Annotated in this window: 17 protein-coding genes and 6 rRNA genes; 21 read left to right on the top strand and 2 right to left on the bottom strand. The window is 40.3% G+C overall.

Annotated features, from left to right (window positions below):
* Positions 1-62: 62 nt before the first annotated feature.
* From tkt to H9L01_RS03565, 20 genes are all read left to right on the top strand, one after another.
* The gene (gene tkt / locus H9L01_RS03470; RefSeq protein WP_187534641.1) at positions 63-2,033 is read left to right on the top strand and encodes a transketolase; all 1,971 of its coding nucleotides are present in this window, start codon (positions 63-65) and stop codon (positions 2,031-2,033) included.
* A 243-nt stretch (positions 2,034-2,276) separates the two neighbouring features.
* Positions 2,277-3,816 (top strand): 16S ribosomal RNA (locus H9L01_RS03475).
* Positions 3,817-4,108: 292 nt separating this feature from the next.
* Positions 4,109-7,016: ribosomal RNA gene (locus H9L01_RS03480) — 23S ribosomal RNA — on the top strand.
* A gap of 76 nt (positions 7,017-7,092) precedes the next feature.
* Positions 7,093-7,206: ribosomal RNA gene (gene rrf / locus H9L01_RS03485) — 5S ribosomal RNA — on the top strand.
* Together the 16S, 23S and 5S rRNA genes form the textbook arrangement of a ribosomal RNA operon.
* A gap of 62 nt (positions 7,207-7,268) precedes the next feature.
* The gene (locus H9L01_RS03490; RefSeq protein ID WP_187534642.1) at positions 7,269-8,192 is read left to right on the top strand and encodes an aldo/keto reductase; all 924 of its coding nucleotides are present in this window, start codon (positions 7,269-7,271) and stop codon (positions 8,190-8,192) included.
* A gap of 110 nt (positions 8,193-8,302) precedes the next feature.
* The gene (locus tag H9L01_RS03495; RefSeq protein WP_187534643.1) at positions 8,303-8,959 is read left to right on the top strand and encodes a SatD family protein; all 657 of its coding nucleotides are present in this window, start codon (positions 8,303-8,305) and stop codon (positions 8,957-8,959) included.
* Positions 8,960-9,838, top strand: a complete 879-nt coding sequence (locus H9L01_RS03500; RefSeq protein ID WP_187534644.1) for a DUF3307 domain-containing protein — start codon at positions 8,960-8,962, stop codon at positions 9,836-9,838.
* 420 nt (positions 9,839-10,258) lie between these two features.
* Positions 10,259-11,799 (top strand): 16S ribosomal RNA (locus H9L01_RS03505).
* Between the two features lie 292 nt (positions 11,800-12,091).
* Positions 12,092-14,999 (top strand): 23S ribosomal RNA (locus H9L01_RS03510).
* A 76-nt stretch (positions 15,000-15,075) separates the two neighbouring features.
* Positions 15,076-15,189, top strand: a 5S ribosomal RNA gene (rrf, locus tag H9L01_RS03515).
* 67 nt (positions 15,190-15,256) lie between these two features.
* On the top strand, positions 15,257-15,688 hold the full coding sequence (locus tag H9L01_RS03520; protein WP_187534645.1) for an N-acetyltransferase: 432 nt from the start codon (positions 15,257-15,259) through the stop codon (positions 15,686-15,688).
* A gap of 106 nt (positions 15,689-15,794) precedes the next feature.
* Complete coding sequence (locus H9L01_RS03525) at positions 15,795-16,487, top strand: MgtC/SapB family protein (RefSeq protein WP_187534646.1); 693 nt, start codon at positions 15,795-15,797, stop codon at positions 16,485-16,487.
* Between the two features lie 8 nt (positions 16,488-16,495).
* Positions 16,496-17,260, top strand: coding sequence for an inositol monophosphatase family protein (locus H9L01_RS03530; protein ID WP_187534647.1), 765 nt, complete (start codon positions 16,496-16,498; stop codon positions 17,258-17,260).
* Positions 17,251-18,021 (top strand): inositol monophosphatase family protein, encoded by a 771-nt coding sequence (locus H9L01_RS03535; protein WP_246449156.1) that lies wholly within the window; start codon positions 17,251-17,253, stop codon positions 18,019-18,021. Before H9L01_RS03530 ends, H9L01_RS03535 begins: the two co-directional genes overlap by 10 nt.
* A 4-nt stretch (positions 18,022-18,025) precedes the next feature.
* The gene (locus tag H9L01_RS03540) at positions 18,026-18,667 is read left to right on the top strand and encodes an HAD family hydrolase (protein ID WP_187534648.1); all 642 of its coding nucleotides are present in this window, start codon (positions 18,026-18,028) and stop codon (positions 18,665-18,667) included.
* 79 nt (positions 18,668-18,746) lie between these two features.
* A complete protein-coding gene (locus tag H9L01_RS03545; protein ID WP_187534649.1) occupies positions 18,747-19,424 on the top strand; it encodes a DsbA family oxidoreductase in 678 nt (225 codons plus the stop codon).
* Positions 19,425-19,485: 61 nt separating this feature from the next.
* Positions 19,486-21,072 (top strand): hypothetical protein, encoded by a 1,587-nt coding sequence (locus H9L01_RS03550; RefSeq protein ID WP_187534650.1) that lies wholly within the window; start codon positions 19,486-19,488, stop codon positions 21,070-21,072.
* A 137-nt stretch (positions 21,073-21,209) separates the two neighbouring features.
* Positions 21,210-21,980, top strand: coding sequence for an endonuclease/exonuclease/phosphatase family protein (locus H9L01_RS03555; RefSeq protein ID WP_187534651.1), 771 nt, complete (start codon positions 21,210-21,212; stop codon positions 21,978-21,980).
* Between the two features lie 21 nt (positions 21,981-22,001).
* The gene (locus H9L01_RS03560; protein WP_187534652.1) at positions 22,002-22,679 is read left to right on the top strand and encodes a YjjG family noncanonical pyrimidine nucleotidase; all 678 of its coding nucleotides are present in this window, start codon (positions 22,002-22,004) and stop codon (positions 22,677-22,679) included.
* Between the two features lie 59 nt (positions 22,680-22,738).
* The gene (locus H9L01_RS03565) at positions 22,739-23,044 is read left to right on the top strand and encodes a hypothetical protein (RefSeq protein WP_187534653.1); all 306 of its coding nucleotides are present in this window, start codon (positions 22,739-22,741) and stop codon (positions 23,042-23,044) included.
* Positions 23,045-23,089: 45 nt separating this feature from the next.
* Here the strand turns inward: H9L01_RS03565 and H9L01_RS03570 are convergent, their stop codons facing one another.
* Entirely contained in the window at positions 23,090-23,773 is a 684-nt protein-coding gene (locus tag H9L01_RS03570) for an EpsG family protein (RefSeq protein WP_187534654.1), read from the bottom strand.
* Positions 23,774-23,895: 122 nt separating this feature from the next.
* Here H9L01_RS03570 and H9L01_RS03575 point away from each other — a divergent pair, with 122 nt between their 5' ends.
* Positions 23,896-24,453, top strand: coding sequence for a TetR/AcrR family transcriptional regulator (locus tag H9L01_RS03575; protein WP_187534655.1), 558 nt, complete (start codon positions 23,896-23,898; stop codon positions 24,451-24,453).
* A 77-nt stretch (positions 24,454-24,530) separates the two neighbouring features.
* On the opposite strand, the gene H9L01_RS03580 is transcribed toward H9L01_RS03575, so the two are convergent.
* The gene (locus H9L01_RS03580; protein ID WP_187534656.1) at positions 24,531-25,019 is read right to left on the bottom strand and encodes a thiol peroxidase; all 489 of its coding nucleotides are present in this window, start codon (positions 25,017-25,019) and stop codon (positions 24,531-24,533) included.
* Between the last annotated feature and the right edge of the window lie 70 nt (positions 25,020-25,089).

Here is a 25,089-nt window from a genome sequence, read left to right on the forward strand (position 1 = left end):
GGAATGAATTGAAAGATTGGTCGAAATGAGGTATTGTAAGAATGCAGGAGGAGCGTATTTTTATGAGTAAAATTGAAGATTTAGCGGTTAGTTCACTGCGTGTTCTGTCGGTTGATTCAGTTCAAAAAGCAAATTCCGGTCACCCGGGAATGCCTTTAGGTTCTGCACCAATTGCTTACACAGTGTGGGCAAACCACATGAATTTCGATGTTAACGATACGAAATGGATTAATCGTGACCGGTTTATTTTGTCTGCTGGTCATGCATCAGCATTGTTGTATTCGTTATTACATCTATTTGGTTATGGAGTATCTCTTGAAGATCTCCAAAACTTCCGTCAACTGGGTTCAAAAACACCAGGACATCCAGAGTATGGTCACACTGAAGGTGTGGAAGCGACGACAGGTCCATTAGGGGCAGGTCTTTCTACAGCAGTTGGTATGGCAATGGCTCAAGAGCATCTTGCAGCTAAATATAACCGTGAAGGTTATGAAGTGCTCAACAACTTCACTTATGTTCTGTCAGGTGATGGATGTATGATGGAAGGAATTACCAGCGAAGCTTCATCACTAGCTGGTACACTTGAATTGGGTCGTTTAATTGTTCTTTACGATTCAAATAACATTACTATTGAAGGTGACACAGATTTAGCTTTCAGAGAAAATGTTAGACAACGTTATGAAGCATATGGTTTCGAAACATTCTTAGTCGAAGACGGAAATGATCTCGAAGCAATCAATGCTGCAATAACACTAGCTAAAGCAAATCTTGATAAACCATCGTTTATCGAAGTTCGTACCAAAATTGGATACGGAAGTGCTAAAGAAGGAAGTTCAGCAGCACACGGTGCACCTCTAGGTGAAGATAACATCGTTGCCCTTAAAGATTTCCTCGGATACCCAAGCCACGAGCCATTCTTTGTTCCTGAAGAAGTATACGCTCACTATAACGAAATTGCACAAGAAGGTGCAGCAGCACACGAAGCTTGGAACGTAATGTTCGAAGACTACCGTCGTGAATATCCTGAACTTGCTAAGTTGTGGGATGAAGATTTTAAAGAGATTACATTAGAAGAACTTGAAGCAGATTCATCACTATGGGAATTTGAGGATAAACCTCAAGCAACTCGTAATGTTTCAGGAATTATGATTAATCGTCTTAAAGATAAATATTCAAACATTTTTGGAGGGTCAGCAGACCTTGCTTCATCGAACATGACTCATATGAATGATGAAGAATCCTTTGCGGCAAACAACTATCTTGGAAGAAATATCCACTTTGGTGTTCGTGAACATGCAATGGCAGCAATGGGAAATGGAATTATGTTATATGGAGGACTTCGTTCTTATGTAGCTACATTCTTCGTATTTGCTGATTTCTTAAAACCAATGGCTCGTTTGAGTTCATTAATGGGTGTTCCATTAACATATGTACTAACACACGATAGTATCGGTGTTGGTGAGGATGGACCAACACATGAACCAATCGAACAATTAGAAATGTTGCGTGCATTACCAAACTTCCATACTTTCAGACCTGCAGATGCAACTGAAACAGCATATGGATGGGCACATGCTCTAACATCAAAAACAACACCTGTAGGATTGATCCTATCACGTCAAAACTTACCTCAATTAGAAATGACGGGTAAGGGAGCACTTAAAGGTGGCTACATTGTTTATGAACCAAAAGAAGTTGAAGCAATTATTATTGCTACAGGATCTGAAGTTTCATTAGCAATTGATGCAGCTAAAGAACTTGATGGTAAATTAGGTGTTCGTGTTGTAAGTATGCCTTGTATGGAATTGTTTGATGAACAATCAAATGAATACCGTGAAGAAATCTTACCGAACGCAATCCGAAACCGTATGGTAGTTGAAGCAGCTACGTCACGTGTTTGGGGTAAATATGTTGGAATTGATGGGAAGTATTTAACATTAGATACATTCGGAGCATCAGGTCCAGGTAACCAACTTTTCAAACATTTTGGATTTACTACAGAAAATCTAATTAATCAATTACTAAATAAATAAAATATTTACACTGAAAACAGCCTATTTAGGCTGTTTTTTGTATGTGTTTCACTAATAAAATAAAATAAATGAAATAAATGCGAAAAAGCGTTGACAGGGTGTTGAGGTAATGATATTATGTACAAGCGCTAAGGGAAACCGGCGCAGCAAATGGTCTTTGAAAACTGAACAGGAAACGTCAATTTCAAGTAAATAAAAACAAAACAAAATAAACTCGTCAGAGTTAAAAAAATGAGAAAGAATCAAATGGAGAGTTTGATCCTGGCTCAGGATGAACGCTGGCGGCGTGCCTAATACATGCAAGTCGAACGAAGTTCGAAACTAGCTTGCTAGATTCGAAACTTAGTGGCGAACGGGTGAGTAATACATAAGCAACCTGCCTCTATGCCTGGGATAACAGATGGAAACGTCTGCTAATACCGGATACGTTAATCGAAGACATCTTCGATTAATTAAAGTTGGGATACAACACAAAGAGATGGGCTTATGGCGCATTAGTTAGTTGGTGAGGTAACGGCTCACCAAGACGATGATGCGTAGCCGACCTGAGAGGGTGACCGGCCACACTGGGACTGAGACACGGCCCAGACTCCTACGGGAGGCAGCAGTAGGGAATTTTCGGCAATGGGGGAAACCCTGACCGAGCAACGCCGCGTGAGTGAAGAAGGCCTTCGGGTTGTAAAGCTCTGTTGTAAGGGAAGAACAAGTATGAGAGGGAATGCTCGTACTATGACGGTACCTTACCAGAAAGCCACGGCTAACTACGTGCCAGCAGCCGCGGTAATACGTAGGTGGCGAGCGTTATCCGGAATTATTGGGCGTAAAGGGAGCGCAGGCGGTTTATTAAGTTTATGGTGAAAGTTCGGGGCTTAACCCCGTGATGCCATAGAAACTGGTAGACTAGAGTGCAGGAGAGGTTAGTGGAATTCCATGTGTAGCGGTAAAATGCGTAGATATATGGAGGAACACCAGTGGCGAAGGCGGCTAACTGGCCTGTAACTGACGCTGAGGCTCGAAAGCGTGGGGAGCAAATAGGATTAGATACCCTAGTAGTCCACGCCGTAAACGATGGATACTAAGTGTTGGATAGAATTCAGTGCTGTAGTTAACGCAATAAGTATCCCGCCTGGGGAGTATGCGCGCAAGCGTAAAACTCAAAGGAATTGACGGGGGCCCGCACAAGCGGTGGAGTATGTGGTTTAATTCGAAGCAACGCGAAGAACCTTACCAGGTCTTGACATACCGCGCAAAAGCATAGAGATATGTAATAGTTATGGCGGATACAGGTGGTGCATGGTTGTCGTCAGCTCGTGTCGTGAGATGTTGGGTTAAGTCCCGCAACGAGCGCAACCCTTGTCTTCAGTTACCATCATTAAGTTGGGGACTCTGGAGAGACTGCCGGTGATAAACCGGAGGAAGGTGGGGATGACGTCAAATCATCATGCCCTTATGATCTGGGCTACACACGTACTACAATGGCGTATACAGAGGGAAGCGAAGCAGTGATGTGGAGCGAATCTCAGAAAGTACGTCTCAGTTCGGATTGGAGTCTGCAACTCGACTCCATGAAGTCGGAATCGCTAGTAATCGCGGATCAGCATGCCGCGGTGAATACGTTCTCGGGCCTTGTACACACCGCCCGTCAAACCATGAGAGTTGGTAATACCCGAAGCCGGTGGCCTAACCCTGTAAAGGGAGGGAGCCGTCGAAGGTAGGACCGATGATTGGGGTTAAGTCGTAACAAGGTATCCCTACCGGAAGGTGGGGATGGATCACCTCCTTTCTAAGGAGTAATATTTTAGAAAGACGTGAAATTGACAAAATAGTTTCCTGTTTAGTTTTGAGAGGCTGTAAGCATCTCAGAAATGAATGATCTTTGAAAACTGAATAACAGAAGAGATAGATAGACATTAAAAGTTATCAACAGAATATCTTTTCGAATAGTTGTAATAACTAGATTTACATCAAGTTAAACAAACAGTAACTTAAGCAATAAAAAAATAAGCGAACACACGTTTATCAAGCGATAAACATAAAAAACTGATTTTAAATAGATCAGGCGCGAAATTACATGTGATTAAATATGTAAGGGCGTACGGTGGATGCCTAGGCACTAAGAGCTGAAGAAGGACGCGACGAACGGCGAAACGCCTCGGGGAGTGGTACGTACACAACGATCCGGGGGTATCCGAATGGGGAAACCCAGTACAGGTTATGCTGTACTACACATAAGTGAATACATAGCTTATGATGAGGCAACCTTGTGAATTGAAACATCTTAGTAACAAGAGGAAAAGAAAACAAAATGTGATTCCCTGAGTAGTGGCGAGCGAAACGGGAAGAGCCCAAACCATCTTCGTGATGGGGTTGTAGGACCACAACGTGGGATTAATCAAAGTTAGTCGAATGGCATTGAAAGGCCAGTCAAAGAAGGTGCAAACCCTGTAGACGAAAGCGGCGATTACTCTAGTGGTATCCTGAGTACGGCGAGGCACGAGAAACCTTGTCGGAACCAGCCGGGACCACCCGGTAAGGCTAAATACTCCTTAGTGACCGATAGTGAACCAGTACCGTGAGGGAAAGGTGAAAAGAACCGCGGGAGCGGAGTGAAATAGAACCTGAAACCGTATGCTTACAAGAAGTCAGAGCCCGTTAATGGGTGATGGCGTGCCTTTTGTAGAATGAACCGGCGAGTTACTCATAATGTGCGAGGTTAAGTTGGAAAAGACGGAGCCGTAGCGAAAGCGAGTCTGAATAGGGCGAAATAGTACATTGTGGTAGACCCGAAACAAAGTGATCTAGCCATGACCAGGTTGAAGTTTGGGTGAAACCAAATGGAGGACCGAACCGACTGTCGTTGAAAAGCCAGCGGATGAGTTGTGGCTAGCGGAGAAATTCCAATCGAACTTTGATATAGCTGGTTCTCCCCGAAATAGCTTTAGGGCTAGCGTCAATGGAAGGCCACTGGAGGTAGAGCACTGAATGTATGATGGCCCCATCTCGGGGTACTGAATATAATCAAACTCCGAATGCCAGTGGATGGTAGTTGGCAGTCAGACTGTGGGTGATAAGGTCCATAGTCGAAAGGGAAACAGCCCAGATCGCCAGTTAAGGTCCCAAAATTCATACTAAGTGGAAAAGGATGTGGGGATGCACAGACAACTAGGAGGTTGGCTCAGAAGCAGCCATCCTTTAAAGAGTGCGTAACAGCTCACTAGTCGAGTGACCCTGCGCCGAAAATTTACCGGGGCTAAGTATGATACCGAAACTGCGGATTTGCATTAAATGCAAGTGGTAGGGGAGCGTTCTATACAGCGTTGAAGATGTACCGTAAGGAGCGTTGGAGCGTATAGAAGTGAGAATGCCGGTGTGAGTAGCGAAATGTCAGTGAGAATCTGACACACCGATTGCCTAAGGGTTCCAGGGGAAGGCTCGTCCTCCCTGGGTAAGTCGGGACCTAAGATGAGGCTGAAAAGCGTAGTCGATGGACAACAGGTTGATATTCCTGTACCCGATATATGAGTGAAGGAATGACAGAGAAGGCTAAGTTTTGCCAGCGACTGGAAGTGCTGGTTTAAGCGAAGGAGCAGTAAGATAGGCAAATCCGTCTTACAATGCAAAGGCGTAATGAGGAGCGAACCCGTGAGGAAGTAGCGAAGGAACCGATGCCAGCTCTCAAGAAAAGTTTCTAGCGTTAATCATATATTGGCCCGTACCAAAACCGACACAGGTAGGCAAGGAGAGAATCCTGAGGTGAGCGAGAGAACTGTTGCCAAGGAACTCGGCAAAATGACCCCGTAACTTCGGGAGAAGGGGTGCTCTTGTAAAAGGGAGCCGCAGTGAAGAGGCCCAAGCGACTGTTTAACTAAAACATAGCTCTCTGCGAAGTCGCAAGACGAAGTATAGGGGGTGACGCCTGCCCGGTGCTGGAAGGTTAAGGGGATGTGTTAGATTTCGATCGAAGCATTGAACTGAAGCCCCAGTGAACGGCGGCCGTAACTATAACGGTCCTAAGGTAGCGAAATTCCTTGTCGGGTAAGTTCCGACCCGCACGAAAGGCGTAACGATTTGGGCGCTGTCTCGGCAGCAGACTCGGTGAAATCTTAGTACCGGTAAAGATGCCGGTTACCCGCAACTAGACGGAAAGACCCCATGGAGCTTTACTGTAGCTTGATATTGAATTTTGATCCTACATGTACAGGATAGGTGGGAGACAATGAAGCATGCACGCTAGTGTATGTGGAGTCGCCATTGGGATACCACTCTTGTATGATTGAAATTCTAACCGCGGTCCGTGATCCGGATCCGGGAGAGTGTCAGGTGGGCAGTTTGACTGGGGCGGTCGCCTCCTAAAGAGTAACGGAGGCGCCCAAAGGTACCCTCAGATTGGTTGGAAATCAATCGACGAGCGTAAAGGCAGAAGGGTGCTTGACTGCGAGACCTACAAGTCGAGCAGGGACGAAAGTCGGGCTTAGTGATCCGGCGGTTCCGCGTGGAAGGGCCGTCGCTTAACGGATAAAAGCTACCCTGGGGATAACAGGCTGATCTCGCCCAAGAGTTCACATCGACGGCGAGGTTTGGCACCTCGATGTCGGCTCATCGCATCCTGGAGCTGAATTAGGTTCCAAGGGTTGGGCTGTCCGCCCATTAAAGCGGTACGCGAGCTGGGTTCAGAACGTCGTGAGACAGTTCGGTCCCTATCTGTTGTGGGCGTAGGAAATTTGAGGAGCGCTGTCCCTAGTACGAGAGGACCGGGATGGACATACCGCTGGTGTACCAGTTGTTCTGCCAAGAGCATCGCTGGGTAGCTAAGTATGGACTGGATAAGCGCTGAAAGCATCTAAGCACGAAGCCAACTCCAAGATGAGATTTCCCATACGTAAGTAGTAAGACCCCTGAGAGACGATCAGGTTGATAGGTCAGAGGTGGAAGCATAGTGATATGTGTAGCTGACTGATACTAATAGGTCGAGGTTTTAATCACACAAAGACAACATTCGAAAAGATATCGAAATTTCTGTTATTCAGTTTTGAGAGATTATCTCTCAGCAATGCCAGGATCTGGTGATTCTAGCGAAGTGGTCACACCTGTTCCCATCTCGAACACAGAAGTTAAGCACTTTAGCGGCGACAATATCTAGCCAAGCGCTAGTGAAGATAGCTCATTGCCAGGTAATTAGACATCCTTATGGATGTCTTTTTTTATGGTATACTTAGATTAGAACGGAGATAAATTATGCGAAAATTTAATCTAGGTACAAGTGATTTAGAAGTTTCAACAGTAGGTTTAGGATGTATGCGAATGGCAAATAAGTCGGTTGATGAAGCGATAGCCATTATTCAAGCTGCACTTGATAGTAATATTAACTTTTTTGATCATGCGGATATTTATGGAGATGGAAAATCTGAGATCATTTTTGGTGAAGCCATTAAACGTATGAAAATAGATCGCAGTGATATTATCATTCAATCAAAATGTGGCATTAACAAAGTTGATGGAACCTTTGACTTCTCTAAAGAGCACATTCTTAAAAGTGTTGATGAAATATTAGAGAGATTACAAATGGATTACTTGGATGTGTTATTACTTCACCGACCAGATGCCTTGGTTGAGCCAGAAGAAGTTGCGGAAGCATTTAAGATATTAAAAGATTCAGGTAAAGTTAAGTATTTTGGTGTATCAAATCAAAGTAGCATGATGATAGATCTTTTACAGAGAAGTGTTGAAGATAAGTTGATTGTAAACCAAATGCAATTTAGTTTAATGCATTCGCCATTGGTTGATTATGGAATGAATGTGAATATGGCTACAAATCCAGGTATTGATAGAAGTCAGGGAATGATCGAATATGCACGCTTGAATAATATTACGATTCAAGCTTGGTCTCCATTTTATGCTGGTTTCTTTGAGGCGGTGTTCGTAGATAATGATGATTACCCCGAAGTTAATGTGGCCCTTCAATTGCTTGCAGATAAATACAACGTTTCAAAAGAAGCTATTGCTGTAGCGTGGATTGATCGCCATCCTGCAAATATTCAAACTATTGTAGGAAGTATGAATCCAGATCGTATCAAAAGGATTTCGAAAGTATCAAATGTTTCTTTAAGTAGAAAAGAATGGTACGACTTATACAAAGCTGCAGGAAATATATTACTCTGATGATCGAGAACTAATTCATCAATTAATATGAAATTATTAGATTACACGATATATCATGAAGTATTGAATTTTCACGATATATCGTGTATTATATTGACAGAGGTGATATTATGTATATAGCACTAATTGGAGATATTATTAATTCTAAAGAATATCTAAATCGTAATGAGATTCAAAATTTACTTCGTAATAAGATAGACTCACTAAATAATAAGTACAAGAAAGATCTTAAATCACCAATCACAATCACATTGGGTGATGAATTTCAGTGTTTAATTAAGAACGTGAAGGTTTGCTTTCTCATCATTGACGAACTCAGTCTCTATCTTAGTCTAGAGGGTGTAGAGTTAAGATTTGGAATTGGTGTAGGAATGATTAGTACTGACATTGACGAGGGTATTAGTATTGGTGCTGATGGTCCTGCATATTGGAGTGCTAGAGAAGCAATTCAAATCGTACATCGAGATCATGACAATCGAAATACATCCACTTATCTAAAAATAACTGATGAGAATAACGAATCATTCTTTAATTCTATTGTGAGACTGCAGGATTTGATTAGAAATAATTGGACCCAAACTCAAAAACAATTTGTTTACGAAATTATTTCAGACTTCGGATATGAGCAAATTGTTCCGAGAACTCTGGTCGAGACGATGAATTTCTCATCATCGCAGGTTTCTAACAGACTGGCCTCGACGGCGATTAGGCAATACGTAACGTCACGTATCGAACTCTCAAAACAAGTTAGTTTGGAGGATATTTAAATGATTTATTTTTATATTATTTCGCATGTTTTAGGCGATTTCTATCTTCAATCCCAAGAACTCTCCGACTATAAAGCAGTATCTCGAGCAGGAGTGAGAATTCACAATATCCAATATGCTCTGGCTTTTATGATGGTGATGATACTGAGAATAGTTATATTACGAAATTTGTCCGCTATATTACCAGACTTTATACTAACTCTAATATTTGTTTCTATTCATGCAACAATTGATATTATTAAGTTTCGAGTAACGAAAACTGCTTATTATAAAAATATTCCGTACTCCAAACTCGACTATAAATTAAAACGAGATCGGTTTGTAGAGAGTACAAGATTCGACTTTTTTAGAAAAATAGCGATGAATGATATCCCTAGTAATGATAGTAAAGATAAATCATCCAGCAGTGGTAGAAAACCTCTAGCACCAATCACAATATTTGGAATAGATCAATTCTGCCATCTTTTTTCAATAGTAGCGATTTCCTTACTTGCGCGCAACATATATGGATATTCATTTAATCCTGAACTATCAGGATATGACTTTCAAGTTTTATTAAGAATGACGCTCGCAATACTTCTAGTTGGGAAACCGGCAAATGTTTTAATAGTCATGTTGACAGAACGATTCGATCCTAAGACTACGAAGATTGATGAAGGTCTTGCGGGAGCGGGAGCGCGAATGGGAACATTGGAGCGACTCTTAAGTTTACTGTTTCTTTCGCAAAATCTCGTCAGTGGAATCGCCGTTGTATTCACATTGAAGGGAATTGCAAGATATAAGAAAATCTCAGAAGATGCAAAATTCGCTGAATATTTCGTTATAGGAACATTTACAAGTTTGTTGATTGTCTTTATCGTATATTTATTTATATTATAAAAGAAGAAATTGATGGCCACATCAATCTCTTTTTTTATGGATTAAAGATTTTACGGTGACAACCAATAGATGTGTAACCGCTTTGATTTCATTAAATAAAAATTTAATAAAAATAAAGAAATATTTTGCATAAAAACTTTTTTGCAAACAAGTGTAAAAAGAGTGGAATATATATAGATAATTACAGAAAAAAATATACTTAAAAAGCCTGTTTAGTGGCTATTTCGACTGTTTTTAAAAATAAAAAAAATAAAAGTGAAAAAAGCGTTGACAGGGTGTTGAGGTAATGATATTATGTACAAGCGCTAAGGGAAACCGGCGCAGCAAATGGTCTTTGAAAACTGAACAGGAAACGTCAATTTCAAGTAAATAAAAACAAAACAAAACAAACTCGTCAGAGTTAAAAAAATGAGAAAGAATCAAATGGAGAGTTTGATCCTGGCTCAGGATGAACGCTGGCGGCGTGCCTAATACATGCAAGTCGAACGAAGTTCGAAACTAGCTTGCTAGATTCGAAACTTAGTGGCGAACGGGTGAGTAATACATAAGCAACCTGCCTCTATGCCTGGGATAACAGATGGAAACGTCTGCTAATACCGGATACGTTAATCGAAGACATCTTCGATTAATTAAAGTTGGGATACAACACAAAGAGATGGGCTTATGGCGCATTAGTTAGTTGGTGAGGTAACGGCTCACCAAGACGATGATGCGTAGCCGACCTGAGAGGGTGACCGGCCACACTGGGACTGAGACACGGCCCAGACTCCTACGGGAGGCAGCAGTAGGGAATTTTCGGCAATGGGGGAAACCCTGACCGAGCAACGCCGCGTGAGTGAAGAAGGCCTTCGGGTTGTAAAGCTCTGTTGTAAGGGAAGAACAAGTATGAGAGGGAATGCTCGTACTATGACGGTACCTTACCAGAAAGCCACGGCTAACTACGTGCCAGCAGCCGCGGTAATACGTAGGTGGCGAGCGTTATCCGGAATTATTGGGCGTAAAGGGAGCGCAGGCGGTTTATTAAGTTTATGGTGAAAGTTCGGGGCTTAACCCCGTGATGCCATAGAAACTGGTAGACTAGAGTGCAGGAGAGGTTAGTGGAATTCCATGTGTAGCGGTAAAATGCGTAGATATATGGAGGAACACCAGTGGCGAAGGCGGCTAACTGGCCTGTAACTGACGCTGAGGCTCGAAAGCGTGGGGAGCAAATAGGATTAGATACCCTAGTAGTCCACGCCGTAAACGATGGATACTAAGTGTTGGATAGAATTCAGTGCTGTAGTTAACGCAATAAGTATCCCGCCTGGGGAGTATGCGCGCAAGCGTAAAACTCAAAGGAATTGACGGGGGCCCGCACAAGCGGTGGAGTATGTGGTTTAATTCGAAGCAACGCGAAGAACCTTACCAGGTCTTGACATACCGCGCAAAAGCATAGAGATATGTAATAGTTATGGCGGTTACAGGTGGTGCATGGTTGTCGTCAGCTCGTGTCGTGAGATGTTGGGTTAAGTCCCGCAACGAGCGCAACCCTTGTCTTCAGTTACCATCATTAAGTTGGGGACTCTGGAGAGACTGCCGGTGATAAACCGGAGGAAGGTGGGGATGACGTCAAATCATCATGCCCCTTATGATCTGGGCTACACACGTACTACAATGGCGTATACAGAGGGAAGCGAAGCAGTGATGTGGAGCGAATCTCAGAAAGTACGTCTCAGTTCGGATTGGAGTCTGCAACTCGACTCCATGAAGTCGGAATCGCTAGTAATCGCGGATCAGCATGCCGCGGTGAATACGTTCTCGGGCCTTGTACACACCGCCCGTCAAACCATGAGAGTTGGTAATACCCGAAGCCGGTGGCCTAACCCTGTAAAGGGAGGGAGCCGTCGAAGGTAGGACCGATGATTGGGGTTAAGTCGTAACAAGGTATCCCTACCGGAAGGTGGGGATGGATCACCTCCTTTCTAAGGAGTAATATTTTAGAAAGACGTGAAATTGACAAAATAGTTTCCTGTTTAGTTTTGAGAGGCTGTAAGCATCTCAGAAATGAATGATCTTTGAAAACTGAATAACAGAAGAGATAGATAGACATTAAAAGTTATCAACAGAATATCTTTTCGAATAGTTGTAATAACTAGATTTACATCAAGTTAAACAAACAGTAACTTAAGCAATAAAAAAATAAGCGAACACACGTTTATCAAGCGATAAACATAAAAAACTGATTTTAAATAGATCAGGCGCGAAATTACATGTGATTAAATATGTAAGGGCGTACGGTGGATGCCTAGGCACTAAGAGCTGAAGAAGGACGCGACGAACGGCGAAACGCCTCGGGGAGTGGTACGTACACAACGATCCGGGGGTATCCGAATGGGGAAACCCAGTACAGGTTATGCTGTACTACACATAAGTGAATACATAGCTTATGATGAGGCAACCTTGTGAATTGAAACATCTTAGTAACAAGAGGAAAAGAAAACAAAATGTGATTCCCTGAGTAGTGGCGAGCGAAACGGGAAGAGCCCAAACCATCTTCGTGATGGGGTTGTAGGACCACAACGTGGGATTAATCAAAGTTAGTCGAATGGCATTGAAAGGCCAGTCAAAGAAGGTGCAAACCCTGTAGACGAAAGCGGCGATTACTCTAGTGGTATCCTGAGTACGGCGAGGCACGAGAAACCTTGTCGGAACCAGCCGGGACCACCCGGTAAGGCTAAATACTCCTTAGTGACCGATAGTGAACCAGTACCGTGAGGGAAAGGTGAAAAGAACCGCGGGAGCGGAGTGAAATAGAACCTGAAACCGTATGCTTACAAGAAGTCAGAGCCCGTTAATGGGTGATGGCGTGCCTTTTGTAGAATGAACCGGCGAGTTACTCATAATGTGCGAGGTTAAGTTGGAAAAGACGGAGCCGTAGCGAAAGCGAGTCTGAATAGGGCGAAATAGTACATTGTGGTAGACCCGAAACAAAGTGATCTAGCCATGACCAGGTTGAAGTTTGGGTGAAACCAAATGGAGGACCGAACCGACTGTCGTTGAAAAGCCAGCGGATGAGTTGTGGCTAGCGGAGAAATTCCAATCGAACTTTGATATAGCTGGTTCTCCCCGAAATAGCTTTAGGGCTAGCGTCAATGGAAGGCCACTGGAGGTAGAGCACTGAATGTATGATGGCCCCATCTCGGGGTACTGAATATAATCAAACTCCGAATGCCAGTGGATGGTAGTTGGCAGTCAGACTGTGGGTGATAAGGTCCATAGTCGAAAGGGAAACAGCCCAGATCGCCAGTTAAGGTCCCAAAATTCATACTAAGTGGAAAAGGATGTGGGGATGCACAGACAACTAGGAGGTTGGCTCAGAAGCAGCCATCCTTTAAAGAGTGCGTAACAGCTCACTAGTCGAGTGACCCTGCGCCGAAAATTTACCGGGGCTAAGTATGATACCGAAACTGCGGATTTGCATTAAATGCAAGTGGTAGGGGAGCGTTCTATACAGCGTTGAAGATGTACCGTAAGGAGCGTTGGAGCGTATAGAAGTGAGAATGCCGGTGTGAGTAGCGAAATGTCAGTGAGAATCTGACACACCGATTGCCTAAGGGTTCCAGGGGAAGGCTCGTCCTCCCTGGGTAAGTCGGGACCTAAGATGAGGCTGAAAAGCGTAGTCGATGGACAACAGGTTGATATTCCTGTACCCGATATATGAGTGAAGGAATGACAGAGAAGGCTAAGTTTTGCCAGCGACTGGAAGTGCTGGTTTAAGCGAAGGAGCAGTAAGATAGGCAAATCCGTCTTACAATGCAAAGGCGTAATGAGGAGCGAACCCGTGAGGAAGTAGCGAAGGAACCGATGCCAGCTCTCAAGAAAAGTTTCTAGCGTTAATCATATATTGGCCCGTACCAAAACCGACACAGGTAGGCAAGGAGAGAATCCTGAGGTGAGCGAGAGAACTGTTGCCAAGGAACTCGGCAAAATGACCCCGTAACTTCGGGAGAAGGGGTGCTCTTGTAAAAGGGAGCCGCAGTGAAGAGGCCCAAGCGACTGTTTAACTAAAACATAGCTCTCTGCGAAGTCGCAAGACGAAGTATAGGGGGTGACGCCTGCCCGGTGCTGGAAGGTTAAGGGGATGTGTTAGATTTCGATCGAAGCATTGAACTGAAGCCCCAGTGAACGGCGGCCGTAACTATAACGGTCCTAAGGTAGCGAAATTCCTTGTCGGGTAAGTTCCGACCCGCACGAAAGGCGTAACGATTTGGGCGCTGTCTCGGCAGCAGACTCGGTGAAATCTTAGTACCGGTAAAGATGCCGGTTACCCGCAACTAGACGGAAAGACCCCATGGAGCTTTACTGTAGCTTGATATTGAATTTTGATCCTACATGTACAGGATAGGTGGGAGACAATGAAGCATGCACGCTAGTGTATGTGGAGTCGCCATTGGGATACCACTCTTGTATGATTGAAATTCTAACCGCGGTCCGTGATCCGGATCCGGGAGAGTGTCAGGTGGGCAGTTTGACTGGGGCGGTCGCCTCCTAAAGAGTAACGGAGGCGCCCAAAGGTACCCTCAGATTGGTTGGAAATCAATCGACGAGCGTAAAGGCAGAAGGGTGCTTGACTGCGAGACCTACAAGTCGAGCAGGGACGAAAGTCGGGCTTAGTGATCCGGCGGTTCCGCGTGGAAGGGCCGTCGCTTAACGGATAAAAGCTACCCTGGGGATAACAGGCTGATCTCGCCCAAGAGTTCACATCGACGGCGAGGTTTGGCACCTCGATGTCGGCTCATCGCATCCTGGAGCTGAATTAGGTTCCAAGGGTTGGGCTGTCCGCCCATTAAAGCGGTACGCGAGCTGGGTTCAGAACGTCGTGAGACAGTTCGGTCCCTATCTGTTGTGGGCGTAGGAAATTTGAGGAGCGCTGTCCCTAGTACGAGAGGACCGGGATGGACATACCGCTGGTGTACCAGTTGTTCTGCCAAGAGCATCGCTGGGTAGCTAAGTATGGACTGGATAAGCGCTGAAAGCATCTAAGCACGAAGCCAACTCCAAGATGAGATTTCCCATACGTAAGTAGTAAGACCCCTGAGAGACGATCAGGTTGATAGGTCAGAGGTGGAAGCATAGTGATATGTGTAGCTGACTGATACTAATAGGTCGAGGTTTTAATCACACAAAGACAACATTCGAAAAGATATCGAAATTTCTGTTATTCAGTTTTGAGAGATTATCTCTCAGCAATGCCAGGATCTGGTGATTCTAGCGAAGTGGTCACACCTGTTCCCATCTCGAACACAGAAGTTAAGCACTTTAGCGGCGACAATATCTAGCCAAGCGCTAGTGAAGATAGCTCATTGCCAGGTAATTAGACATCCTTATGGATGTCTTTTTTTATGGTATAATGGTTTAGAAAGATATCGAGGGAAAAATATGATACGTTTGATGGAAATACCTGAAATTGATGAAGTCATGGACCTTTGGATAAATACAAACTTTGAGGTACATGACTACGTTGATTCTTCTTATTGGAGAGAAAATTACGATAGTTTTAAGGAAATGTTAGAAAATGCTAACATATATGTTTCTGTGGATAATAATCGAATAAATGGATTCGCTGGTGTGCTAGGTGGTCATTATCTTGCTGGTATATTTGTAGATACTGTTTCAAGAAATAAAGGGATTGGCAAAGATTTGATGAATTATCTTAAAGAACGATATGATGAGTTAACTTTGAATGTTTACCAACAGAATAAAAAAGCTATCAAGTTCTATGAACGAGAAGGGTTTGTAGTCATTGATGAAGATGTTGAAGAGGAAACTAATATACCTGAATTTACAATGGCTTGGCCAGAAAATCTATAATATACGTAATAAGGTAATACTAAAAATAGAGTAGAATAGTACAAAATCGTGTGGGGACGCGGTTTTTTAGACTTTGTATGAGACCATAGATGAGAGGAAAGTATGTATGGCATTTAAAGATATAGTTATACGATTGGGGTTAACATTAGTTTTTTCAGGGCTAATTGGTCTTGAGAGAGAAAAAAACCAAAGTAATGCCGGTATTAAAACACATTTACTAGTGGGAATAGGAGCAACTATCATTGCACTTATCCAACAACACATTATTTTTGATACATTACAGTATGCAAGAATTCATCCAGATCTGATTGGATCGGTTCGGTCAGATCCAGCACGACTAATCGCGCAAGTCGTAAGTGGTATTGGTTTCTTAGGTGCTGGGACAATTATAGTGACAAATAAAAATATATCAGGGCTTACGACTGCTGCTTCAATATGGACAACTGCAGCATTAGGTCTTGCACTAGGTATGGGTTACTATGAGTTAGCCTTTCTAGGTTTTCTTGCAACAATGATTGTTTTATATATTATGAAACGAATCATTGGCGAGAGTTTACCACACAAGCTAGTAGTTAAGTATATCGGTGGCCATAAGGTAGAACATGAAATTATTGAAACTCTTAATAGCTTTCAACTAGAAATTCACCGTGTTCAATACTCAGTAGAACTTTATGGTAACGAAAAAATATATACTTATGTATATGAAATACACGGTGGTAAGAAAATAACATTTGATGAATTGCAACATGAGCTTTCAAAAAATGATAATATCGTTTCAATTCAGTCTACAAATATATAGGAGTCATAATGAATAAGTATAATGTTGCGAGACAATCTGTACTCGAAGCAGGTTCTCTCATAAAAAATATGATGCAAGAAGACATTCAGGTTGATATTAAAAGCTCTGCTTCTGATTTTGTAACCAATGTCGATAAGCAAGTTGAAAAATTCCTAGTCGATACAATCAACAATTCATTTCCTAATCAAAACTATTTGACAGAGGAAAATACACGGGACTTTATAGGTCTTGAAAACCTTTGGATTATTGACCCTATCGATGGAACGACTAACTTTGTATATAAAAAAAGGGATTTTTGTATATCACTCGCCTACTATGAAAAAGGGATGCCAGTTTTTGGTTTAGTTTATGATGTTATGAACAATGAACTGTTTGAAGCAAAAACAGGTAATGGTGCTTTCCTAAATGGAGAGAAACTCGCTTTGCTTGATCAGAAGAGACCTCTGAGTGAATCCGTTATTTCTGGAGATGTTTATCGACCAAACTTTTTTAAAGCAACTCCCTCAGAAATTAAGAGGCAAATTATTGCCCATAGATTTTTAGGGTCAGGTGCACTCGAGATTTGTCATGTTGCAGCAAATATGTCGCAAGCTTATGTATTCAATAGTTTGAAAGTTTGGGATTGTGCTGCTGCGGTAATTATTTTGACAGAAGTAGGTGGAACGTTCCTTATGGGAACACAGGTCAATCAATTAGTATTCGATCAACAAGGTCACTTATTTATTGGTGCAGCAAACTCACTGATTATGAAAGGAATTGAAACATGGTTATAAATGAAAAATTAGAATTCGCAAAAAAGGTCGTCTACGAAAGTGGCGAACTTATAAAACAACAAATGAAAGAATCACTAACTGTCGACACTAAACAAAATAAACATGACTTTGTTACCAATGTTGATAAGTCTACAGAAATCTATATTGTGAAGCAAATTAAAGATAAATATGAGAATCAAGATTTTATCACTGAGGAGAAAAGTGTAAGTTATTTAGGAAATTCTCAGGTTTGGGTCTTAGATCCAATTGATGGAACGACCAACTTCATTTATCAAAAACAAAACTTCGCTGTCTCCTTAGCATATTACGAGGATGGAAAGCCTGTCTTTGGTATTGTTTACGATGTGACTCGTGACGAGATGTTTGTGGGTATAGATGGTGAAGGCAGTTATTTAAATGACCAAAAACTTCCCAATTTGGATCAAGATACGGATTTAGAAGATGCCATTGTAAGTAGTGATTTACCAACACTTAGACTGTATGATGAAGCATTAGAGAAGAAAATGATGGTGCACCGATACGTAGGTGCAGCAGCACTCGATACGTGTAATATAGCAAGTGGTCGTTCTCATGTTTATATTGCGCGACGACTTAAAGTGTGGGATATTGGTGCTGCAAATATTATTCTTAATGAAGTTGGTGGTAAAAGTCTAATTGATGGCGATGAAACACTACAACTTGTTACTACTTCAGTTGTCTATATGGCAGCCAGTAATGAAAGAATACTTAATGAACTCGTAAAATACTATAAGGGGAAGTAAGCGAATGTTGGAAGGAATAATTTTTGATTTTGATGGTGTTATTATCGATACTGAATATGAATGGTATCCGATTATTATGGATTGGTTTAAAGAAACACATGATTATGACTTATTGATGGAAGAGTATCTTATGTGTATTGGTTCTAATTCAAATAAAATGCTTAAAATTGTAAGTGAAAAAATAGGAACTGAAATCACGATAGATGATTATCATGATGCAATATTTCCAACGTTCAAAGAGAATACACAAAAATTACCAGCTATGTCAGGTGTTGAAGCTCTCATGAAGGATGCAAAAGCAAAAGGTTTAAAGATAGCAATCGCAACAAGTTCACCACGTAACCATCCTTTAACTCATTTAAAAAGGCTTGACCTTCTTGAGTATGTTGATGTTATTGTTGGTGGAGATGAAGTGGAAAATATTAAACCGGAGCCAGACTTATTTAATAAAGCGCAACAGTTACTGGGAATAGATAATGATAAACTTATAATTTTTGAAGATTCGCTCAATGGATTACATGCTGGCGTTAAAGCAGGGATTGATGTCATTGTGGTTCCGAATCGCATTACAAAACATCTTAAATTTGAGGGTCATCATGACATGATTGAATCACTGGATCATTTTGATTTGGAATCATATTTGTAAAAAAGCAATATACCCCCATGAGCATATTGTTAGCCGAAAATAATAGAAACAGTTAGAATATTCATGAGAGGTGACAATTATGAAAATTCAAATTTGGTCAGATTTTGTATGTCCATTTTGCTACATTGGTAAAAGACATTTAGAACAAGCATTAAAAGAATCCGGAAGAGATGATGTGGAAATTGAAATGATGAGTTACGAGTTGGATCCTGATTTTGTTGATCAACCCGGAATGTCTGTAGATCAAATGCTAGCAAATAAGTATGGAATGTCGTTAAGTGAAGCAAGAAGTAATAATGCACGTGTTAAAGAAATGGCAGCAAACGCAGGCCTTAACTATGACTTTGATGCAATGAAGCATTCAAATACTTTTAAAGCTCACAAGGTATTCCAACTAGCGAAAATTCAAGGCTTGGGACATGAAGTGAGTGAGAAATTCTTATCGGGGTATTTTGAAAAAGGTGCTTACTTAAATGATGATGAACAACTTGTTAAACTTGCTGTTGAAGCAGGAATGAAGGAAGAAGATGTTCGTAAGGCACTTGATTCCGATGAAGTTGGATTAAAAGTACGTCAAGATGAACAATGGTCACAAATGATTGGTGCTAAAGGTGTACCACATTTTGTTTTCGATGACAAAGTATCATTATCAGGAGCACAACCTGTTGAAACATTTAAACAAGCATTAGAATATGTTGAAAATCTTCCTAAGGAAGAAAACGTTGGAATGTGCGAAGATGGAGTTTGCAAAGTTTAGGAATCATGTTATGATTCCTTTTTAATTGTAATGCTCAGGTGCTTATCGAGGAGGAATAATTATGACAAAACGTAAATGGATATCAATTGGTATCGTAACGGTACTGTTCGTACTCATTGATATTGTAAATGGAAATACTTATCACTATATGGATATAGAATCAATGATTTATTTAAGCTCTTTTGTACTTATTATCTCAGGAATTCTATTTATTGATCGAAAAAATTATAAGAAGTTCTTTGGAACATTTGGAATTATTGCGTCTGTATTTGTTGTTGTATTTATTGTTGGGAGTGTTTCTTCTTCACGACTCATTAATGCAAAGCGTTATGCTAAAGTTGTGGGTCCAGTTCAACAAGTGAACTTTGAAGACCTCTATGGTGATGATCATAAAGTTGAGATGTCCTATGTAGACAAAGATTCAGCAATACTCGCAGCAGAAAAGAAAATGGGAGAGTTGAGTGATGTTTCTTCCAAATTTGATATTAATAAACGAGAATTTGCTCAAATAAACTATAAGGGTAATATGGTACGTGTTGCTCCATTTGTATATTCAGATACATTTAAGAAATATACTAATATGGGAAGTGGCGTTCCTTACTATGCCTTAGTAACAACGGGTGATGGAAACATTAATGCTAAAGCAGAGATCGTGAAATTGGATAAACCGATGAAGTACTATCCCGGAGCTCCTTTACAATATGATTTAAAACGTCATGTTGCTATGAAACATAAATTTAGTTATTTAGATGGATGGACTTTTGAAATTGATGAATCGGGTCATCCATACTGGATTGTTCAAAGCATTACGAAGAAAGTGGGAATTTGGGGAGCAAAAGATATGGAAGCTATTATTACCGTTGATGCTGTAACAGGTGCAACCCAACGCTATAAGCTTGATGAGGTGCCTGAATGGGTTGATTCCGTATATCCTACATCAATGCTCCTATCACAAGCTAAGGATCACTACACGCTCAACAGAGGCTACTTTAACTCATTTATGCAACAAGAAGGTGTCATGGCTATTGATAGTAAAGAAGGAACCTATAATTATGTATCAGTAGATGACGAAATTTATGTCTTTACAGGAATTAGACCTATCAATATTGATGCATCTTCAACAACAGGATTGCTATTCCTTAATCGTCATACAGGTGAAGCCATGGAACTTAACCTACCTGGTATTTCTTTAACATCTGCAGAAACTACTTCAGTAGGATCAATTCAAGAAAAAGGCTATACTCCCACAACACCAACACTACAAAATGTTGGCGGACACCCTACCTACGTTACATCTTTAAAAGATATTTCAGGTGTTGTGCGTAGCTTGGCTTATGTGAACTATCAAGACTATACTAAATCTGCAGTAGGAGAAACAAAACCAATTGCAGAGAAAAACTATCTTAATGTGATGGGCGACCAATTAGCAATAATTGGTGGTAAAGAGGAAACAATATCCGGAAGTATCACAGCAATGAATCAAGTTATTATTGATGGAAATACACATTTCTTAATTAAACTTGATGATAAGAAAATTATCTTTGATGCAGCACTGAGTGTGAATGATGAACTTGCATTCTTAACACTAGGGGATAAAGTAACCTTGAAAGTCACTGGAAATAAAATATTAGAACTTACACTAGATTAAGCTAAACCACTCAATAGAGTGGTTTTTCTATAAAATACGGATAAAAATTGTGATGATACCGTAAAAAATAAGGAAGCACGCGTTACCCCTTGAAATTACATTCAAAAAGACTATGATAGGAATAGGAGGACTTTGAAATGAGAATAAAGGTTGGTACTTACAACATACGGTTCGAAAACGAAGAAGACGGACCTGACCAGTGGAAGTATCGGAAGAAGGAATTATTGAAGCAAATAGAGAGAAACGGTTTCGATGTGATTGGATTACAAGAAGTTGTATCGAATCAATTTAAAGATTTAAAAAAGCTAAAGAAATATCAAGCAGTTGGAAAGAGTCGTGACGGAGAGGGTCATGAGGAATACAATCCAATTTTATATCGAAAAGATAAATTCAAATGTGTTCAGCAAGCAACACTGTGGTTATCTAAAACGCCATTTAAAGTTTCAAAAGACTGGAACTCAGCTTGTTATCGTATCTGCACATGGGTACTTCTTGAATGTTTAGAGACTCAAGAACGTTTTGTATTCATGAATGCACATATCGACCATGAAAGTTTAGAAGCTCAAATTAACCAGGTGAAAATTCTTGAAGAAATTACAGATGTTGAATATCCAATTATCTTAGTGGGAGATTTCAATGTCGAAAAAGAGAATAAAATCCTGCGACCATTACACAATCGATTTAATTATATAAAACCAATACAAAATCACGGAACATTCAATGATTTTAGATTGGATCCAGAAAATGATGAACTAGAGCATATTGATCATATCTTTGTATCAAAGGATATCGATTGTGACTCACTCACAATTTGTACTGAAAAAACAAGAAAAGGACGTTATCTATCAGACCATTTCTTGCTTACTACAGAAGCAAATATTCCCCACACAGTTTCAAAGATAGTATAATAAGACTGTTTGGAGGCTATTATGAACTATACAACTGTACTATTAGATTTGGATAATACGATTTTAGATTTTAAAGCAGCAGAAAAAGTTGCTCTTAAAAATACTATAGAGCATTTAGGGATTCCCTATACACAAGAACTAGTAAACCATTATGAGTCGGTTAACCATGACTTATGGAGCCAGTACGAACGTGGTGAAATACCTAAGGATCAAATATTAGAAACACGTTTTGCTGAAGCATTTAAATCATTTAATCTTCCATACTCAGGAATTGAAATGGATCGTTATTTCCGAAATGAGATTGAGGAAAATAATGTATTCATGGAATATGCTGAACAGTTTATGGAAGAATTATCAAAGCAATCCAAAATTATATTTGTAACGAATGGTGTGACAGAAACACAGCATCGTCGTATCAAACTAGCTAATCTTATGTCATATGCTGATGGTGAGGTCGTTTCATCAGAAACAGGATATGCAAAACCTATGAAAGAAATGTTTGACTATGTATTCAAAAAGTTTGAAATTACGGACTTGGAGAATGTCATAATGGTTGGAGACTCACTAAAAGCAGATATCCAAGGTGGTATCAATGCCGGTATTGCGACATGTTGGTACAATCCAAAACATGAAATCAATGATACTGGAATCATTCCAACTCATGAAATTGCAGATTTAAGAGAATATTTTAAAAAGTAGAATGCGCTTGCATTCTACTTTTTAAATTCGTATAGTTAAAGTAAGGAGAGGTGATAAGAATGTTGAAGACAAAAGTATTTAGAGATTATATGCCAGCTACAGACTATAAATTGGTAACTGCCTTGAGTCAAATGGAGGAATTCATTAACCAACCTAATGTTGTATACAAAGGGCATGATTTTACTCCAGAGAAAGTTAGTGGCTTTAACTTTGGAATTTGGTTCTTTATTTTTATCGGCCGTGCAAATCTTAAAACAGACACGCGGGGAATGATCACCCTTGTATACGAAGAATTAGAAGGGGATCTAAGTGAAACAATTATTGATGTGGAAGAACCAACATCAGTAGAAGAACAAGTATTATAAAGTATAATCAGAAAACAAGTCGATAAATTCGACTTGTTTTTATTACTAATTGAGAGATTTTTGATATTGAAGTCCCATTACAACTACCCAGACATAGGCAAGAGTTTTAGGAATCATTAAGAGACCTATTGCCTGATTTACATCCGACCATAACACCACAGGGATATAGAAACCAAAAGATAGAGTAATCGCCAGCCACATCCATTTGAAAGGATCATTCGCTCTCTTTCGAGACTCGTTATAGAATAGATAAATCATAATTATACCCATTATAGCAAAGGGGATATTGCGATAAATAGCCCAGTCTAGTGGTTGATTGTGAACAAGCCACATGTTTTGTGGGAAAAGACCAACGATAATTCGAACTGCAGCTAACACTAACAGAACGATTGATATAGTCTTAGTATTTTTGACTTGATAGTATTCTTTCCAAATAATATATAGGATGAGATAGAATACGGTCATTGTAATCGAAGTAACAGCCTTACCAAAGCCCATAGAAACTTCATACTGTATAAATGCACTTGTTAAATCACCGTTTGGACCTGCAGATAATAGTGCAATCACACGTGGAATTAAATGGAATGCGTCACCCGCACCAAGGATGACTGCCATCCATCCGTAAAGTTTTGTAACTTTATTTTTTGAATTTTTTAACAAATAAATACCCATACCAACGACACCTAATAAATAGATGATATCAAAAATTGATTCCATAATAACTCTCATAATTCACCTCCATGAACAGTGTTCATATTGTATTACTAATATAGTTCAACAAAAGAAGAATGTCAAGAAGTTTAATGAAAATTCGTGTTTAGTGTATAATAGATACGAATAGAGGTGACGCTATGAAAATAAAAAGTTCTGAAGTTAGAGATACAATTCTTGAGAAATCAAAACAAATTTTAGAAACTGGAGAATTTAATTCTTTAACGATGCGATCTGTTGCCTCAGAGTGTGATATAGCGTTGGGTACAATCTACCGCTATTTTAAAAATAAAGACGAAATCTTAGTTGAACTGAGTAAAGAGTACTGGCATGATGCTTTAGAATCTTTGAATGAGATTACTTATTCAGGAACAGATTTTGATACTAATCTGAAGATTTTTTATAGTCATCTCTTCCCATTATTTACTCGTTTTGAAAACGATTATATTTTGAGACTGCGTGATATGTCCGTTGAACTTAAAGATACAGGGAGATCCATGGAGAAAAGAATGTTTGATTTGTTTGTAGAAAGTATCTATGACATCTTAGTCAGAGATACGAGAATATCTTTACCTGATAATCTAGAGTTGCATGAACTTTCAAAACTGATCAGAAACTCTTTAATGTATTCGATACTACAAAAAAATGATAATATCGACCAAGACATTCATACTCTAAAGTCACTCATCATTCAATAGCACCCATATCTATAAAATAAAGCCGAACTCCTTGGAATTCGGCTTTATTATTAAGGTAATAATAAAATATGTTTAAATTAAGCGTTTTGCGCTGCTTCGAGAGCTGCTTCATAATTTGGCTCTTGGGCCATTTCAGGAACAATTTCTGAGTAGACAAGTTTTCCATCTTTATTGATTACAAAGATAGAACGAGCGAGCAATTCAAACTCTGGAAGGTAGATGCCATAAGCGTGTGCAAATTCGAGTTCGACATCGCTTAGCATTTCTGCCTCAATTCCAGCTACTGCACACCAGTCTTTGAGTTGATCAATGGTATTATTAGATACGTTCACAATCTTTACACTTGGATAATCACTTGCTACCTTAAAAAAGTGACGCGTTTGAAGATCACAAACACGAGTGTTGATATCAGGGAAAATACTGATAAGAACAGTCTGTCCTTTTAGGGAATCTAAAGAAACGGTTTCACCGTTGATATTAGGTAAATTAAATGATGGAGCCATTTCGTTTAAGGTTGGTTGAACACCTGCTACCTCAGTTGGAACTCCTTTTTTTGTTATTTGCATTAAAATATCCTCCTTGGCCTCATTATAAGTGATAAAGTAGTATATTCCAAAGGACATGCAACCTAATTTT

It is taken from the genome of Erysipelothrix inopinata (genome assembly GCF_014396165.1).
Lineage (GTDB): Bacteria > Bacillota_I > Bacilli_A > Erysipelotrichales > Erysipelotrichaceae > Erysipelothrix > Erysipelothrix inopinata.

Coding starts and splice junctions, on each gene's coding strand:
- tkt (WP_187534641.1), top strand. CDS start 63: ATGAGTAAAATTGAAGATTTAGCGGTTAGTTCACTGCGTGTTCTGTCG.
- H9L01_RS03490 (WP_187534642.1), top strand. CDS start 7,269: ATGCGAAAATTTAATCTAGGTACAAGTGATTTAGAAGTTTCAACAGTA.
- H9L01_RS03495 (WP_187534643.1), top strand. CDS start 8,303: ATGTATATAGCACTAATTGGAGATATTATTAATTCTAAAGAATATCTA.
- H9L01_RS03500 (WP_187534644.1), top strand. CDS start 8,960: ATGATTTATTTTTATATTATTTCGCATGTTTTAGGCGATTTCTATCTT.
- H9L01_RS03520 (WP_187534645.1), top strand. CDS start 15,257: ATGATACGTTTGATGGAAATACCTGAAATTGATGAAGTCATGGACCTT.
- H9L01_RS03525 (WP_187534646.1), top strand. CDS start 15,795: ATGGCATTTAAAGATATAGTTATACGATTGGGGTTAACATTAGTTTTT.
- H9L01_RS03530 (WP_187534647.1), top strand. CDS start 16,496: ATGAATAAGTATAATGTTGCGAGACAATCTGTACTCGAAGCAGGTTCT.
- H9L01_RS03535 (WP_246449156.1), top strand. CDS start 17,251: ATGGTTATAAATGAAAAATTAGAATTCGCAAAAAAGGTCGTCTACGAA.
- H9L01_RS03540 (WP_187534648.1), top strand. CDS start 18,026: ATGTTGGAAGGAATAATTTTTGATTTTGATGGTGTTATTATCGATACT.
- H9L01_RS03545 (WP_187534649.1), top strand. CDS start 18,747: ATGAAAATTCAAATTTGGTCAGATTTTGTATGTCCATTTTGCTACATT.
- H9L01_RS03550 (WP_187534650.1), top strand. CDS start 19,486: ATGACAAAACGTAAATGGATATCAATTGGTATCGTAACGGTACTGTTC.
- H9L01_RS03555 (WP_187534651.1), top strand. CDS start 21,210: ATGAGAATAAAGGTTGGTACTTACAACATACGGTTCGAAAACGAAGAA.
- H9L01_RS03560 (WP_187534652.1), top strand. CDS start 22,002: ATGAACTATACAACTGTACTATTAGATTTGGATAATACGATTTTAGAT.
- H9L01_RS03565 (WP_187534653.1), top strand. CDS start 22,739: ATGTTGAAGACAAAAGTATTTAGAGATTATATGCCAGCTACAGACTAT.
- H9L01_RS03570 (WP_187534654.1), bottom strand. CDS start 23,773: ATGAGAGTTATTATGGAATCAATTTTTGATATCATCTATTTATTAGGT.
- H9L01_RS03575 (WP_187534655.1), top strand. CDS start 23,896: ATGAAAATAAAAAGTTCTGAAGTTAGAGATACAATTCTTGAGAAATCA.
- H9L01_RS03580 (WP_187534656.1), bottom strand. CDS start 25,019: ATGCAAATAACAAAAAAAGGAGTTCCAACTGAGGTAGCAGGTGTTCAA.